The sequence below is a fragment of the Rhizobium sp. TBD182 genome, assembly GCF_001950375.1.
In the GTDB taxonomy this organism is placed as follows: domain Bacteria; phylum Pseudomonadota; class Alphaproteobacteria; order Rhizobiales; family Rhizobiaceae; genus Agrobacterium; species Agrobacterium tumefaciens.
This window is the reverse complement of sequence record NZ_BDLN01000001.1, coordinates 246,404-261,946: the sequence shown is the minus strand read 5'-3', so window position 1 is coordinate 261,946 and position 15,543 is coordinate 246,404. Positions and strand designations below refer to the sequence as shown.

Genomic DNA, 15,543 nt, shown 5'->3' with positions numbered 1-15,543 from the left:
AGCCGCAACCGGCATTCACGCTAAGGTTATCACCGCACCGGCCACACTCCGCAAAGTTCATGTCGCGTTCATCGCGCTTATGTGACAGTTACATGACAGTTTTGCGACGCCCCGATTCACCTCCCCGAATTGCGCGGTGTTGCCTCGTAATACCGGAGTATGAGTTTGAGAAATTCGGCGCCAAAAACAACGGCTTCCGAAAAGGCTGATTTTGTCTTTTCGCCTGCATGGACGCGGAGCCTTTCCAAGCTTTCGGGTAAGGCCTACACGCTTGCCAATCTGACATTTTCGTCGGTCGTGCTTGTCGTCGCGCTGGAATGGATCGCCCGCGGTTCGCTAGTTGATGTCGGCACCTTCCTCACCTCATCCGCCCGCCCCGGCATGACCACCATCGCCGCCGTGCTGCTGCTGCTCGTAGCGCTGGATTCCATCCTCGGCCGCCGTTACCTGTCGCTCATCGCCGTTGCGCCGCTTTGCGCGCTGACAGGGCTTATTTCCGCGCAGAAACAGACCTATCTCTCCGATCCGCTTTATCCCTCCGACCTGCTGTTCGGCCGGCAGATCCTCGAGCTTCTGCCCACCATGCTGAAAGCCCAGCCGGTGACGGCCGTGCTGGTCGGCCTTGGCCTTTGCGCCACGGTTGCGGCCCTTTCCACCCTGTGGCTGCTGGCGCGGCGTTATTCGCCGGGCTTGAGCTGGCGCGAACGCGCCGCAGGTCTTGTGCTGGCGCTGCCGCTTCTGGCCGGCCTCGCCTCGCTCATGGACTATTCGCATTATTCGTGGGTGCGCGATCGTCTCAACATCATCCCCATGATGTGGGATCAACAGGAGAATTACCGCCATAACGGTTTCCTGATGGCCTTTGCCTTCAATATTCCCATGGCCAACGTCTCGGCGCCGCAGGGTTACGGCGAAAACAGCATCGCAGACCTGACCTCGGAACCCGCCGCCTTTGCCGCCAACACGGGCGATTACCCTGATGTCATCATGTTGATGAGCGAATCGCTGTGGGATCCGACACGGCTTGAAAACTTGAAGCTCTCTGCCGATCCGATGCCCAACATCCGCGCCAAGCAATCCGGCAACGTGTTCTCGCCGGAATTCGGCGGCATGACGGCGAATGTGGAATTCGAGGCGCTGACCGGCTTTTCCAACGCCTTCCTGCCCTATGGCAGCATTCCTTATCAGCAATATATCCGCCGCCCGGTGCCCTCGCTTGCCAGCTTCTTCCGTGGCGAAGGATATTCGGCCATCGCCATGCATCCGTTTCAGGAATGGTTCTGGAACCGCAAGGAAGTCTACAGGAATTTCGGCTTCGAGGAGTTCCGCTCGGAAGAGACATTGCCGCCCATGGAAAAGCGCGGCAACTTCGCCTCCGACGACGCGCTGATGGACCAGATCATGGTGGCCGCGGACGATGCGCGCAACCCGCTCTTCCTCTTCGCCGTCACCCTGCAGGGACACGGACCTTACGAGGCGGGCCGTTATGCCGGCGACACCATCGGCGTAGAGGGCGATCTTTCCGCTTCCGCATCGCAGGCGCTTGGTACCTATGCGCAGGGCGTGGCGGAGGCCGACGACGCCCTTCTGAAGCTGATGCGCTGGGCAAAAAAGCGCGAGCGCGAAACCATCATCGTGCTCTTCGGCGATCACCTGCCGCCGCTTGGCCAGACATTCGTGGAAAGCGGCTACATGCCGGGCATGGTGGCCAGCCGCCGCGCGCCGCTGGAAATCATGAAAAAGGAACACGAGACGCCGCTTGTCGTCTGGTCCTCGAAGACGGGGGTGCGCAAGAATATCGGCACCATCAGCCCGGCGCTGTTGCCCTATCACGTACTGAAAACAGCCGGTTTCTCAGACCCCTTCTATACGGGGACTTTGGGTGAAGTGCAGAATGCGTTTTCCGTCGTCGACCGGCATATGCTGGTGGCAACGGATGGCAAGGCCCTGCCCGACTGGTCGATCTCACCCAATTCCATTCCGGACGTGGTGCGCAATTATCGTCTGCTGCAATTCGACATGATGTTCGGCGAGCAATATGGCCGAGAGCGCTTCTTCCCCGGCTTCAACTGGGTAAATGACGCTACACCCTCCGTCTGATGGGGCTGGATGGCTGAACGGCATGGCAGCGGAAATCGTTTGAATTCCTTTGCCATGCGGGTTTATCTCGACAGGGCCTTACCGAACCATCAGCACCACGAGAAGCACCGTGTCAGACATCTCCGACTATATCGTTTCGCACTTCAAGCGCTCCTCCCGGGAAATCGGCGAGGTGGAGCGTCGTATTCTGGAACTGTCGCACCAGAAAAAGCTGGTCTCGACCGACACCAATGCGGAATTTTCCGCCGGGGCAAACCTGGGCGACAGGCTGGCCGACAGCATTGCAAAGGTTGGCGGCTCCTGGGGATTTATCCTCAGCTTCTGCTTTTTCCTGGTGTTCTGGGCAATAATCAACACCATCGTACTGACGACGCGGGCCTTCGACCCCTACCCCTTCATCTTCCTCAATCTTCTGCTCTCCATGCTCGCGGCCATTCAGGCACCGATCATCATGATGTCGCAGAACCGGCAGGCCGCTCGTGACCGTTTCGAGGCCGCCAAGGATTATGAGGTGAACCTGAAAGCCGAGCTTGAGGTGCTGTCTCTGCACGAAAAGATCGACGTGAAGGTACTGGCCGAACTGGCAGCACTCAGGCAGGACCTCGCTGCCCTTCACCGCCATGTGACCCGGAAAGAAGACTGACGAGAAAGAACCGGCGCGCGAAAATCCATCCCCGCTTTTCCCCGCCCCGCCTTACCCTGTTATCTTGAATGCAGTCCTGCCGGGTAGACGCCAGACGTGGCGTAAACCGAAGGACGGTCCTGGTGGTGGGAACGGTGGCACGTTCATGGTGACAGGACCATTTCGCAAAAGGCCGTGCACTGCCTCTTGCGAAATACGGCTTTCTGGAAAGGCCCGGTCGCGCAAGCATCCGTCCACTCCAACCCCAATCAGAGCGTGACCGGGCACAACCCGTCTGAAACTGCGAAAACCCGACGGCGAAGGCCGTGCCGGGCGCAAAGGCGCATCTTTGCGTCGCAAAACGACAAGCGGACAAAACGGTTACGAATCCGTCAGATTATTGCGCTACAGATTGACGCAGGCGTTTGTTGCATTGCACTCTTGTGTGCAAGGCTGACAAGGGAATCACTTCCCCTGGTCAAAATGGCATCACGACCATTTCGCGGCAGCGCCATCCCGGATGCGACATCCGGTCATTGCAATACATTCTGTTCCGGGGTTTTCATGTACCAGTTCGATCTGATTGTTATCGGCAGCGGTCCGGCGGGAAGACGCGCCGCCATCCAGGCCGCCAAGCTCGAAAAGAGGGTTCTGGTCATCGAGAAGGGCAGCCGCGTCGGCGGCGTTTCGGTGCACACAGGTACCATCCCTTCCAAAACATTGCGCGAAACCGCGCTCAATCTCACCGGCTGGCGCGAACGCGGTTTTTATGGCCGCTCCTACCGCGTCAAGCAGGAGATCGACGCGGACGATCTGCGCCGCCGCCTGCTGATCACGCTCGACCACGAGGTCGAGGTGCTGGAACACCAGTTCGCCCGCAACCGCGTGCAGCACATTCGCGGCACGGCAAGCTTCGTCGATGCCAACACGGTGAAGGTGGTGAAGAACGACGGTGAAGTCATGAACGTCACCGGAGCTTCCATTCTGCTCGCCATCGGCACGCGGCCCTACCGGCCACCGCATATTCCCTTCGACGGCGCGGCAGTGCTCGATTCGGACGAGATACTCGAGATCAAGGAACTGCCGCGCTCCATGGTCGTTGTCGGCGCGGGCGTCATCGGCATCGAATATGCCACGATCTTCAGTGCGCTCGACACGCAGGTAACGGTGGTGGAACCGCGCGAAACCATGCTGGAATTCATCGACAAGGAAATCGTCGAGGACTTCACCTATCAGTTGCGCGACCGTAACATGAAGCTGATCTTCGGCCAGAAAGCGGAAAAGGTGGAGCGCGACGACAGCGGCAAGTGCCTCGTTTCGCTCAGCAACGGCCGCGTCCTTAAAGCCGAGACGGTGTTGTTCGCAGCCGGACGCGTCGGCGCAACCGATACGCTCAATCTTTCCGCCTGTGGGCTGGAAGCCGACAGCCGCGGCCGCCTAAAGGTCAATCCCGAGACCTTCCAGACAACAGTGCCGAACATTTACGCAGCCGGCGATATCATCGGTTTTCCGAGCCTCGCCTCCACCTCGATGGAACAGGGCCGTATCGCCGCCCGCCACGCGGTCGGTGCACCGGCCGGTGAACCGCCGCAGTTCTTCCCTTACGGCATCTATGCCGTTCCGGAAATCTCCACCTGCGGCCTGACGGAAGAAGAAGTCACCGAACGCCACATTCCCTACGAATGCGGCATCGCCCATTTCCGCGAAACCTCACGCGGCCATATCATGGGTCTCGATAGCGGGTTGCTGAAGATGATCTTCTCGCTGAAAACCCGCCGTCTGCTCGGCGTCCACATCGTCGGCGAAGGTGCCACCGAACTGGTGCATATCGGCCAGGCGGTGCTGAACCTGAAGGGTACGGTGGAGTATTTCGTCGAGAACACCTTCAACTACCCCACGCTTGCCGAGGCCTACAAGATTGCCGGTCTCGACGCGTGGAACCGCATGGGTGAGCTGAAGAAGGATTGAGGCTGGCTGTTGCGGGTGGAGATCGTTTGCAATGTGCGCAAACCTATCCTCCGTCATGCTCGGGCCTGTCCCGAGCATCTGCAACGTCACGATTTTATGCGACGTGATTAGATCCATGGGACAAGCACAAGGATGACGCCGAATGCGACGCAAGAACGTCCATCACCTTCTGCTCATCCATACGATAACCGGTGACGCCCCTCACCACCGAATACTATACCGCGCACTCACACCCGGCCGAAAATGATCCGCATATCCCTGATCGAGCGTTCCGCGCACTGTCAGGTGATCGCCGATCTTCTGCTCCACGGCCACGCCGCTGCTGAACTCGTTGAAGCTGTTGCGGCTTGCCCCCGTCAGCACGAAAGCGGTGCCGGTTTCCGAGCGGGAAAGGCGCAGCGACTGCGATACATCCAGCCCGTTCCATTGCTGCGCCGTGCCGTCATAACGCACCGTGAAATTGCGGTTGGCCTCGATATCCAGTTCCGGCGTAACGATGCGTTTCTGTCGTGACGTCATGGAAACGCTGCTCGACCCCGTCAACGCGTTGAAGAGGACGCCGACATCACGGGCAAGCGACACGCCGGGCAACTGTTCCGCCAAAAGCGTGACATTGCCCCACAACCTTACTGGCGTATCCACCACCTGCCCCGTCCTGGAGGCATTCATGCCCATTTCCAGCCCCGCCCGGATCGGCGTCTCGACCGGCAGCTTCGCACCGATACGCGCCGTATAGGAACGATCGGAATTCTTGACCGGCTTCCAGATCAAACCAGCCTCATCGGCATGGGCGTTGGTGCCAATCGCGGCGAACAGAGAGAACAACAGGGCGAAGCCCGTTCGTGGCGACATATCTTGTCCCCTGGCAAATTAAGGGCGCACCGGGTGAACCCGGCAGGCACGGTAAAAGCTTAAGGCCAAAGGTTTTGGCAGCGATGACAGCCGCGCGTTGGCGGCCATGTTTCCTTGACGGCTGCACCGGCAGCCAAGGCAAATCATGCTGCGCAGGGTGCCAGATGAACGGGAGATGAACAAGAGCAGATGCAGCAAAAAATCATGCTGCACTGCATTGTGATCAAAACGACGGTAACGGGAAGCGCAGCGTGTTAATTTCCTGCCTTCGGAACAACGCAACGAGCCAGAATATCATCCACCACCACTCCCAAAGACCTCGATGAATCAATGGCAGATGCACCGACTAGAAGGTCTTCTTTCGTTGCGTGGAGTTGCAGGACAAACTGTCTTTCGGCCAGATTGCCACCGAACTCATCCTCGGGCCTGGCAGCCAGCCGTCTTAGTAAGGTCGCTGCATCGACATCCAGAACGAAGACCTCATCGAACAGATCTATAAAGCGTCGAAAATTTCTCGATCCGCCACAGAAGAAGGTGACGGCGTGCTCTTGATCAGCCACAAGCTGCCGAACTTTTTCGACATTCCAGATGTGATGTCGGTGACGGAAGGCGATTTTTGTGTCGTCGCCCTGAAACAGCGCGACATCCATGGGTTCGCCCGTTTCGGGGTCGCCTTTGTAAGCCAGTTCACGGTCGCCGTGAATCACATGAAGGCCGCGTTGCTGAAGTTCCGTTGCAACCGAGGTTTTACCAGCCCCGGAGACACCCTCAATCAAATAATTTCTTCTGCCCATCGCCGCGACTGCCCAACGCCCTGTCATGCCTTCTGAAGATAATATTCGAGAAAGACGTGAAGATGTCGGAGTGTCGAATTCTCCGGTTCATGTAATGCGAAATTGCGGTAGCTTGACGACTCAACGTTTTCCCACTGATAGTGACAAAAAGGCGAAGCCTGCGCCTAACCTCCCAGACCTTCCCCAGCATGGTCTTGAACGGAGGCAAAGGGACTTTCGTTGTCTCTGGCTACTGTCTTGGTCCGATCGTTTCGGGCGGGTTGCTGGGGAATCGCGTCCGGGACGTGAAAGGCCTGATCATGACGCAAAATAATAATTTCAAACGCCGCGTAAGAGCTCGTGCAGCGAAAACCGGCGAGTCCTATACGGCGGCGCTCAAGCATATCCGCCGAACTCCCGACATGCCAGTTAGCCCTTCCTTACGAATGGCTGTCGCGCAAACGTCGCTGGTCGACGACCCTCGTATGGTTTCGGCACTGAAAGCAGCCGGGCAAGAAATACGTCGCCTCATGTGCGATGCCCATAAGGCCGGCGCCCGTCTCATCCATTTCCCGGAAGGGGCAACGTGCTGGCCCAATAAACGCATCATGTCCGAAACTGGGCCGAGAGAAATCGGGCCTTCCGACTGGACGCGCTTTGAATGGGAAACTCTGCGCAGAGAACTGGAAGCGAGCAGAAAACTGGCGCGAAGGCTGAAGATTTGGACGATTCTCGGGTCCGTCCATCAGCTTACTCCGCCACATCGACCGTATAACAGCCTGTACGTCATCTCCGATCGCGGGAAGCTTATAACTCGCTACGATGAGCGCCTGCTGTCGAACACCAAAATCTCGTTCATGTACTCGCCGGGAACTGTACCGGTGACGTTTGAAATCGATGGCTTCCGTTTTGGTTGCGCGCTCGGCATGGAGGCGCACTACCCAGAAATATTCATGGAATACGAGAAGCTGAACGTCGATTGCGTGCTGTTTTCCACCGCAGGTGATGGCCCGTCCAATGCCCCGGCATTTGCAGCCGAAATATTGGGGCATGCGGTGAGCAACACCTATTGGGCCAGCTATTCCACCTTGGCGGCTCAGAGTACAGCTGCTCCCTCGGGAATCGCCGCACCGGATGGCCGTTGGGTGGCGCAATGCCCGATGAACGGTTTACCGGCTATCGCAATAGCAGACATTGCTATCGATCGTGAAAATCCCGCACGACCATGGCGGCGAAAAGCCCGCAGCGATCTATATGCGCCTCATCAGGTGAATAATGATCCCAGAAGCGATAGCCGGGAGCAATTTTAACAGGCGAGATCGGTCAGCGGCGCGGTTTGGGCCCGCTGACCACCGCGCAAGGCGGATGGACCGCATCGCCCAGACGAAACAAAAAAGGCCGCAGCTTTCGCCACGGCCCTTCCATTCATTCAGCTTTCACCAGGCAAGATTATTCAGCGTCGGCCTCAGTGGCCTTCTTCTTGGCCGGAGCCTTCTTCTTCGGAGCGGCTTCTTCGCCTTCAGCGGCGTCGTCAGCCTTGGCAGCAGCCTTTTTCTTGGCAGGCGCCTTCTTCTTGGTTTCCGTTGCTTCTTCGCCGTCGTCAGCCAGAAGCTCTTCCTTGGAAACGGTCTTGTCCGTTACCGAGATTTCCGTGAGCAGCTTGTCGATGACCTTTTCTTCGAAGATCGGAGCGCGCAGCGAAGCGGAAGCGCCGGGGGTGTTGCGGAAGAAATCGAGGATTTCCTTCTGCTGGCCGGGGAACTGCTGCAGCTGCTGGAACAGCGCGCGCTGCATTTCTTCTTCGGTCACTTCGACGCCGGCCTTTTCGCCGATTTCGGAGAGAACGAGGCCGAGACGAACGCGGCGCTCAGCAAGCTTGCGATATTCTTCGCGGGCTTCTTCTTCCGTGGTGTCTTCGTCAGCGAAGGTCTTGCCGGACTGGGCAAGATCGGTGTTGATCTGGCGCCAGATGTTGTCGAATTCGGCATCGACGAGGCCAGCCGGCGTGTCGAACTTGTACATTTCGTCGAGCTGGTCGAGAATCTGACGCTTGACCTTCTGGCGGGTTACGTTGCCGTACTGGCTTTCGATCTGGCCGCGAACGATTTCCTTCAGCTTTTCAGCCGATTCGAGACCGAGCTTTTCCGCCAGTTCGTCGTTGATTTCAACAGCAGCGGCAGCAGCAACTTCCTTGACGGTGATGTCGAAGTTGGCTTCCTTGCCTGCGAGGTTCGCAGCCGGGTAGTCAGCCGGGAAAGTCACGGTGATGGTCTTTTCGTCGCCGGCCTTGACGCCAACGAGCTGGTCTTCGAAGCCGGGGATGAAGCGGCCAGAACCGAGAACCAGTTCAGCGTCTTCAGCAGCGCCGCCATCGAAGGCTTCGCCGTCAACCTTGCCGAGATAGTTCATGGTGACGCGGTCGCCCTCGGCGGCCTTGCCCTTCTTGGCTTCAAAGGTACGGGCGCTCTCAGCGATCTTGAGGATCTGCTCGTTGATTTCGTCTTCGGAGACTTCAACAACTTCGCGGGTAACCTTGATGCCGTCATTGGCCTTCAGTTCGATGGCCGGAATGATTTCGTAGGCAACGGTGAATTCGAAATCGGTTTCAGCCGAAAGGATCTTTTCGGCTTCCTGCTCGTCTTCGGTCATGGAGATGGCCGGCTGCGTTGCAGACTTCTCACCGCGGCTGGAAAGGATTTCGGAAGGCTTTTCACGAACCAGCTCGTTGACGAGGTCGGCCATGATGGACTTGCCATACATCTTCTTCAGATGGCCCATCGGCACCTTGCCGGGACGGAAACCGTTGATGCGAACCTTGTCCTTGGCGTCAACCAGGCGCTCGTCCAGACGGGCCTTCATGTCGGCAGCCGGGATAACGACCTTGAGTTCGCGCTTCAGGCCTTCAGCCAGCGTTTCGATAACCTGCATTTTCTCAAACCTTCACATCATGGCGGCGGTGCTCAGACAGCCGTTGGTTTACTTTCGAGCACTGCGCCGGAAACGTCGTTCCCCGGCCGTGGCTTCCATTATTTCTTCACACAAGCGCCTGCCGGACAAAATTGCGCTCGCGCCGGAGACAAGGGCGCGGAGGGGATGATGAACCCCGAAGCTCCCTGCATCACTAAGGATGCACTCTGGCACAAGCGTGGCACAGCCATGCTTTACTTGTGGTGCGGGTAGAGAGACTCGAACTCCCACGCCGAAGCGTTGGTACCTAAAACCAATGCGTCTACCAATTCCGCCATACCCGCACGTTGGGCGGCGGTATGTCACAATGTTCTGGAAGGGTCAAGCACGCCTTATCGCCGCGTCCCGTTTCGCCCGGACTTTTCTTGGGTCCCCGCCCCAGCCGCAAAAGCCGGCCGGTACGTTCTTGTCGTTTCGTGCCCGCACGAAAGGGAACGGCGCGCCCGGAGACGATGACACGAGGGGCCGCAAAGCTGCGCACGCCGTCTCACTCTTTCCCGTCCGGCTTCACATGTTCCGACAGGAAAAACGCGCAACATTTATGCGGCTACAGGACATTATATATAGGACACGCCGCCCGTCATTTTACGAGAATGCGCGCCTCCAGCCGAATCCCTTATACGAACGACCTTTGCATCCCCATCCTTGCCTCTGCCCTGCCCGACCCCTGGTATTCAGCCGGACCGCACGGCTTGGCAGCGACAGATGCCGCCAAGTTCACTAAAAGCACACAAATTGGTCACAAATTATGCAGTAGCCGCCGCAATTGGGGTCATTTGTCGGTTTGCTTTGCGTTCCATGCATAGGTGGCATCTTGCTTTGTCTGTTTTTGTTTTTATTAAACCGATTATATTCATGGTCATACAGAGATCGAGTTCAGCCCCGAGCCTAATCCTCCCAAGACGGGCCGGAAATGCTGGACAGCACGAAGAGGAAGATGACAATGAACATTACACGCTCGCTCACCAACTGGCGCAAGTATCGTCAGACCGTAACCGAACTCGGCCGCATGACCGACCGCGAACTGAATGACCTCGGCATTGGCCGTCAGGACATCCGTCGCGTCGCACGCACCGCCGTCGGCATCTAATACGCTCCGCCGCTTGAAGCGGCGGATGCGAGACGACCCTCCCAAAAGGCCAGAGGCTCCCGCCTCCGGCCTTTTTTTCGTTCTGGCACCCTCTCGGGATCGAGCCGCGCCGCCCACCGGCATGTGCGCGTGACAAACAGATGAAAAATGCATCGACTAGGCGGCTGCATCCGGCATGTCTGGAGAGCCCGAACGCCCTTCAAGCACCGCTGAGGGGAGCAAAAACCCTGTCCAACACCGCCAATGGCCGCAAACCCCTTCAAAACCGCCCGAAAGACAGGCATTTCCGCTCATATTTTGCTCATACGGTAGTCAAAGCCGCAAATTTAGCCGACATAGTGCACAAATGCATGGCAGTCGCCTAAATTCTGCACTGCACAACATGGCTCAATGTCTATATATAAAACCTCAACAGCCGAGAGCACAGAAACACTGAGCCGGCCGACGAAATCAAAGAAAGATTGAGGAAACGATCATGAACCCTATCCGCATCGCAAAGAACTGGATCTCCTACCGTCGCACGATCAACGAACTTGGCAGCCTGTCCAACCAGGCCCTGAGCGACATCGGCCTGACACGTTACGACATCCGTAACGTAGCTTCCCGTTCGTTCCGCTAAGGCGTAAAAGATCGTCCCGCTGCCCGACCTCCAGGGCGCGACGATTGAGCGACAGGTAAAAGAAAGCGGCGCCTCTGGCGCCGTTTTTGATTCTGGCGGTATTCGCCGGAGATTTTTGCCTTACAAGCATAGAGACCACATTCCCTCCGCCCCTATCGTCCCACCCGCAAAAACATTTGGCTGTCGCAGCCATGCATGGTAGTGCATCGCCCTGAAAAACGCGTCCTTCGGGACCCGCGCGGAACAATCACTCGAAAGACAGCCGCCGGAGGGGAGCTTTTGCCCCCACGCGGCCTATGGGCGCCAGCATGCAAGACAAGACCTATTCTCCCATTCACGTCGTGGGCGGCGGACTGGCCGGTTCGGAAGCCGCCTGGCAGATCGCTGAAAGCGGCGTTCCAGTCATCCTGCACGAAATGCGCGGCGTGCGCGGCACGGAAGCGCACAAGGGCGATACTCTCGCGGAACTGGTCTGTTCCAACTCCTTCCGCTCCGACGATGCGACCGCCAATGCAGTGGGCGTCATCCATGCGGAAATGCGGCTTGCCGGCTCGTTGATCATGGCCTGCGCCGACAGGCATCAGGTACCTGCCGGCGGCGCGCTTGCCGTCGATCGCGACGGATTTTCTCAGGCCGTAACAGACCGGCTCGAAAGTCACCCACTGGTGACGATCCTGCGCGAAGAGGTTTCCGGCCTGCCGCCGAAGGAATGGGGCAGCAGCATCATCGCCACCGGCCCGCTCACCTCGCCGGATCTGGCGGCGGCGGTTCAGGCCGAGACGGGTGAGGATGCCCTGGCATTCTTTGACGCCATTGCCCCCATCGTGCACCGCGACAGCATCAACATGGATATCTGCTGGTACCAGTCGCGTTACGACAAGGTTGGCCCCGGCGGCACAGGCAAGGACTACATCAACTGCCCGATGAACGAGGAGCAGTACAACGCCTTCATCGACGCGCTGATCGCCGGCGACACGGTGGGTTTCAAGGAATGGGAAGGCACACCCTATTTCGACGGCTGCCTGCCAATCGAGATCATGGCTGAACGCGGCCGCCAGACGCTGCGCCACGGCCCTATGAAACCGATGGGCCTGACCAACGCCCACAACCCCACCGTCAAGGCCTATGCCATGGTCCAGCTTCGCCAGGACAATGCGCTCGGCACGCTTTACAACATGGTGGGTTTCCAGACCAAACTGAAATACGGCGCGCAGGCGGATGTATTCCGCATGATCCCGGGTCTAGAAAATGCGGAATTCGCCCGTTTGGGCGGCCTGCACCGCAACACCTATATCGATTCCCCCATCCTGCTCGATCCATCGCTGAAGCTGAAATCCCGGCCTGACCTGCGTTTTGCAGGCCAGATCACCGGCTGCGAAGGGTATGTGGAAAGCGCCTCCGTCGGACTTCTGGCCGGACGCTTCGCTGCCGCCGAACGGAAAGGCGAGACCCCGAGCCTGCCGCCCGCAACGACAGCCCTCGGCTCACTTCTCAACCACATCACCGGCGGGCATCTTTCCTCGAATGATGAGCCGGGCAAACGTTCCTTCCAGCCGATGAACATCAATTTCGGCCTCTTCCCGGAACTGGAGCCAGGCTCCATCGTCAAGCCGGAAGGCGTGAAACGTTTTCGCGGCAAGGACAAGACAATCATGAAACGCCAGCTCGTTGCAGCGCGGGCGTTGAGGGATTGTGCAACGTGGTTGAACGGGGGCGAGGTCATCCTAGAAACCGTCACCGATCATTATCGCTGAAACGCCACGGCATTGGCTAGGGTGAAGCCCCTGACCAATGCCGTCAGCGAACATTCCAGAAAAGCCAGTCCGACTTTCCCTTCTGATATTTGTAGTGTCGGGAGAAATACGGGTTTACCGCCGTCACGTATTCGAACTCGATATCCGTATTGCCCAGCAACGAAATGAGCGGGCGGTATTTGTAACGCCCCGAAATTACGATTACCGCTTCTTCGGTCTTGAAGTTTCCTTGCGTCAATATCTTGTCCCACTTCACGTTTTCGGCGTTGCCAAAAAAATTGTATGGGGCGAACTCGGTCACGGCGACCCCACCCACAAGCTTGGCGCTTCTGAGCGTCAGATCAAGCTTTTCAGATTCGAGCGGGCGCCCGACAGCCATGACAAAGGATTTGACGCCCGTCCTGACGCGCTCCTCAAATTCCGGGAATCGGGCCGACCAACGGGCCGTATTGTCCACAACTGTTACGAAACGGTCATAGCTCATCCAGCCACGCCCGATTTCGATCACCATCGCCAGTACTAGAATGAGCAAAGGCATCAATAGCGCTAATTCCACCGCGGCAACGCCAGAGCGCGAACTTATCAGCGAGATGGATAGATATTTCAATCTCTTACCAATCATTCCGTCACCCGAACTGCGGTGATCGCCAGAGAGAGATTTTGCAATTGCGGCTTGCCCCCGGAACTGGGAACGAGCAGATGGGTGGTGGGAAGAATGAATTTCCAGTCATACCCCAGCGCCAGAAGATATTGCCCGGCGGCCTTGCTTGGCGCCTCGAATTTGTTCTCGACCGGAAATGTCACCGGTGTAGTAGCAAGGTTGGCATCAGCAATGGCAATGAGCGATATTTTCAGATCATCTTCAGTTGTCGCGAGCAGGAAATTCGAGGCAATAACCTTCCTGAACTCCGCCGCGGTGACGGACGTTCGGCCAGCCGCCGCCTTGCGCAGATATTCAGTCCCGGCAGTGGCCGCCGTCGACATATTGAGGCTGAAGAAAAGCACGAGACTAACTTCGATGATACCGAAGATCAGCAGGAGATAGACCGGCAAAAGCAAACCAAACTCAACGGCGGTAGCCGCACGGATATCCGTGGCAAGCGACCGGATGAGACTGGGGAAGTCACGATGCGATATCTTAAAACGAGTCAAGATAAGTGACCTCGAATGCCGTTATGATGCCACCCAGACTGTCGCTCGTTCCAGCGGCGGCGATCGACAGCTTGTACAGCGAATAAGTATCGACAGTGACCTCGTAGCTTCGGCGCTCCCATCGAATTTCATTCGCCTTCTGGCTCATCTGGATAATTTTTTTCTCTACACCCATTTGGGGCCGCAACACCTGCAGCGAAATATCGATGTCGTTCGAGCCTTCGTAACTTTGGTTTCGCCCGTTGTACCAGACCGAGATTTCGTATTTGCCGGGATGCATTTCCACATATTTGAAGATCGAGCTGTTGGCGTCGCGTCTTTTTTGCCCTTCCCAGTGACTGTCAAGTTCGACAGCGTAGCGGGTTGGCGGTATTCGCTCATTTTGGCCGTTGCGCATCGAGGGCGTGTTGTTCTTCTCTTCTGTAGTACACTGCTGCTCCTGCTCGGAATTCAAGGCGTCCTTGCCATCCGTTTGCGCCTTGCTGCCGTTTTTCGAATCGTTGTTTTCTTTGGGAAGAGTAGCCTGTGACTTTGGGGTGCATGTCATCCCGGCGCTTGTCTCTTTCTCCTTTTCCTGATCCCCGTAGCCCTGCCAGCCATAGTTCTTCCGGCAATCCGCATTGCTCCAATCCTGAAGTTCGATGCCCGGCCCCGTACCGCCATCCCACCCCAGTTCGGCATAGGTATAAACACCCCAGCAACCGTTGGGTGTTTTGGCGGTTCTGCCGTTTTTCAGCATACGTTCCGTGCCGTTCAGCGTCTTTTCGAAGGTGTTGTTGACAACGACCTCACCGTCATGCGGATAAGGTGGAATACCGCCGCAACGATATGACAGCTGATAGTCCAGTTTTTTCACCCCGAACATTCCACCGAACACGGTTTCGTAGCTGAACTTTGCGTCTATATCCGTCATAAGCCAGTCGATTTTAACATCGCGACTGACCACATCCTGTTTGGTGGAACGGATCAGTGCGTCGAACGTGTCGAGCACGTTTTTACGGCGCACCTCATCCAGGGGTACGTTCGTGCGCGTCGGTTTTGTCGAACGCTCACAGGCCTGTGCAACCACCCGCTTCGACTGGCTATAATAGGCCAACGCCCGGCCGCCTTCGAAAAGAAACCCGAAAAAAAGCAGGAAAACCGGCAACAGCAACGCCGTCATAATGACGAAACTGGCTCTCCGGTCGTGCAAAAACGCCCCGAAAATCTCCGCCAGACCGTCCAGTTTTGCCTTAAAATTCAACATTTGAAAATGCCGCTTCATGAAATTGGCTATCACCCGCCTTAAAATAAATCGCCCAGTTTCCCTCCACGCATCCGGACAGACACAACGCCACAGCCGGAGGGAATATTGGGGCAGCAGCAAACAAACTCAGCAAAGGCTGATGTACCGCGATCATGGCGGCACGCGGCAAATGAGCCGAGCCACTTGCAAGCAAGAGATGCAAAAACTAATAACAGCCGCCGAAATACAGCACCGACTGCGGGTTATGCTCCATTCGAAATTCTATAGTGTGGTATAAACACCAAATTTGTAAATTAATAGTCACCTTTATTCCGAAAAATATATGTAAAAACATACACTTAAATCACGTATTCATAATTTAGAATAGCTGAAGTAAACCATATAAAGACAACGCGAAACA

The 15,543-nt window shown here is 57.0% G+C and carries 13 protein-coding genes and 1 tRNA gene; 7 read left to right on the top strand and 7 right to left on the bottom strand.

What is annotated here, in order from left to right; all coding sequences use genetic code 11:
* The first annotated feature begins 159 nt into the window (after window positions 1-159).
* From T18_RS01385 to sthA, 3 genes are all read left to right on the top strand, one after another.
* Window positions 160-2,100, top strand: a complete 1,941-nt coding sequence (locus tag T18_RS01385) for an LTA synthase family protein (RefSeq protein ID WP_038491159.1) — start codon at window positions 160-162, stop codon at window positions 2,098-2,100.
* 109 nt (window positions 2,101-2,209) lie between these two features.
* The gene (locus T18_RS01380; RefSeq protein ID WP_038491162.1) at window positions 2,210-2,743 is read left to right on the top strand and encodes a DUF1003 domain-containing protein; all 534 of its coding nucleotides are present in this window, start codon (window positions 2,210-2,212) and stop codon (window positions 2,741-2,743) included.
* A gap of 543 nt (window positions 2,744-3,286) precedes the next feature.
* Complete coding sequence (sthA, locus tag T18_RS01375) at window positions 3,287-4,690, top strand: Si-specific NAD(P)(+) transhydrogenase (protein WP_003515506.1); 1,404 nt, start codon at window positions 3,287-3,289, stop codon at window positions 4,688-4,690.
* A gap of 201 nt (window positions 4,691-4,891) precedes the next feature.
* Here the strand turns inward: sthA and T18_RS01370 are convergent, their stop codons facing one another.
* Window positions 4,892-5,542: a hypothetical protein gene (locus T18_RS01370; protein ID WP_003515508.1), complete on the bottom strand. Its 651-nt coding sequence runs from the start codon at window positions 5,540-5,542 to the stop codon at window positions 4,892-4,894.
* Window positions 5,543-5,796: 254 nt separating this feature from the next.
* Entirely contained in the window at window positions 5,797-6,336 is a 540-nt protein-coding gene (locus tag T18_RS01365) for an AAA family ATPase (protein WP_038491164.1), read from the bottom strand.
* Window positions 6,337-6,635: 299 nt separating this feature from the next.
* Here T18_RS01365 and T18_RS01360 point away from each other — a divergent pair, with 299 nt between their 5' ends.
* The gene (locus T18_RS01360) at window positions 6,636-7,625 is read left to right on the top strand and encodes a carbon-nitrogen hydrolase family protein (RefSeq protein WP_075807532.1); all 990 of its coding nucleotides are present in this window, start codon (window positions 6,636-6,638) and stop codon (window positions 7,623-7,625) included.
* 139 nt (window positions 7,626-7,764) lie between these two features.
* Here T18_RS01360 and tig read toward each other — a convergent pair whose 3' ends face one another.
* A complete protein-coding gene (gene tig, locus T18_RS01355) occupies window positions 7,765-9,243 on the bottom strand; it encodes a trigger factor (RefSeq protein ID WP_003515514.1) in 1,479 nt (492 codons plus the stop codon).
* Window positions 9,244-9,483: 240 nt separating this feature from the next.
* Window positions 9,484-9,566 (bottom strand) — tRNA-Leu (locus T18_RS01350).
* Window positions 9,567-10,225: 659 nt separating this feature from the next.
* Between T18_RS01350 and T18_RS01345 the strand changes: the two genes are divergently transcribed.
* The 3 genes from T18_RS01345 to trmFO all read left to right on the top strand — a co-directional run bounded on the left by T18_RS01345 (window position 10,226) and on the right by trmFO (window position 12,745).
* On the top strand, window positions 10,226-10,372 hold the full coding sequence (locus T18_RS01345) for a DUF1127 domain-containing protein (protein ID WP_003502992.1): 147 nt from the start codon (window positions 10,226-10,228) through the stop codon (window positions 10,370-10,372).
* 475 nt (window positions 10,373-10,847) lie between these two features.
* Complete coding sequence (locus T18_RS01340; protein WP_003515516.1) at window positions 10,848-10,991, top strand: DUF1127 domain-containing protein; 144 nt, start codon at window positions 10,848-10,850, stop codon at window positions 10,989-10,991.
* A 296-nt stretch (window positions 10,992-11,287) separates the two neighbouring features.
* Window positions 11,288-12,745: a methylenetetrahydrofolate--tRNA-(uracil(54)-C(5))-methyltransferase (FADH(2)-oxidizing) TrmFO gene (gene trmFO, locus T18_RS01335; RefSeq protein ID WP_038491168.1), complete on the top strand. Its 1,458-nt coding sequence runs from the start codon at window positions 11,288-11,290 to the stop codon at window positions 12,743-12,745.
* 43 nt (window positions 12,746-12,788) lie between these two features.
* Here the strand turns inward: trmFO and T18_RS01330 are convergent, their stop codons facing one another.
* From T18_RS01330 to T18_RS01320, 3 genes are read right to left on the bottom strand one after another with little or no spacing between them, the layout of a single operon-like run.
* A complete protein-coding gene (locus tag T18_RS01330; protein WP_038491171.1) occupies window positions 12,789-13,367 on the bottom strand; it encodes a TadE/TadG family type IV pilus assembly protein in 579 nt (192 codons plus the stop codon).
* Window positions 13,364-13,897, bottom strand: a complete 534-nt coding sequence (locus T18_RS01325; protein ID WP_038491175.1) for a TadE/TadG family type IV pilus assembly protein — start codon at window positions 13,895-13,897, stop codon at window positions 13,364-13,366. Before T18_RS01325 ends, T18_RS01330 begins: the two co-directional genes overlap by 4 nt.
* Window positions 13,884-15,161 carry a pilus assembly protein gene (locus tag T18_RS01320; RefSeq protein ID WP_233283651.1) on the bottom strand — a complete coding sequence of 426 codons (1,278 nt, stop codon included), beginning with the start codon at window positions 15,159-15,161 and terminating at the stop codon, window positions 13,884-13,886. The genes T18_RS01325 and T18_RS01320 overlap by 14 nt, the downstream gene beginning before the upstream one ends.
* Window positions 15,162-15,543: the final 382 nt, after the last annotated feature.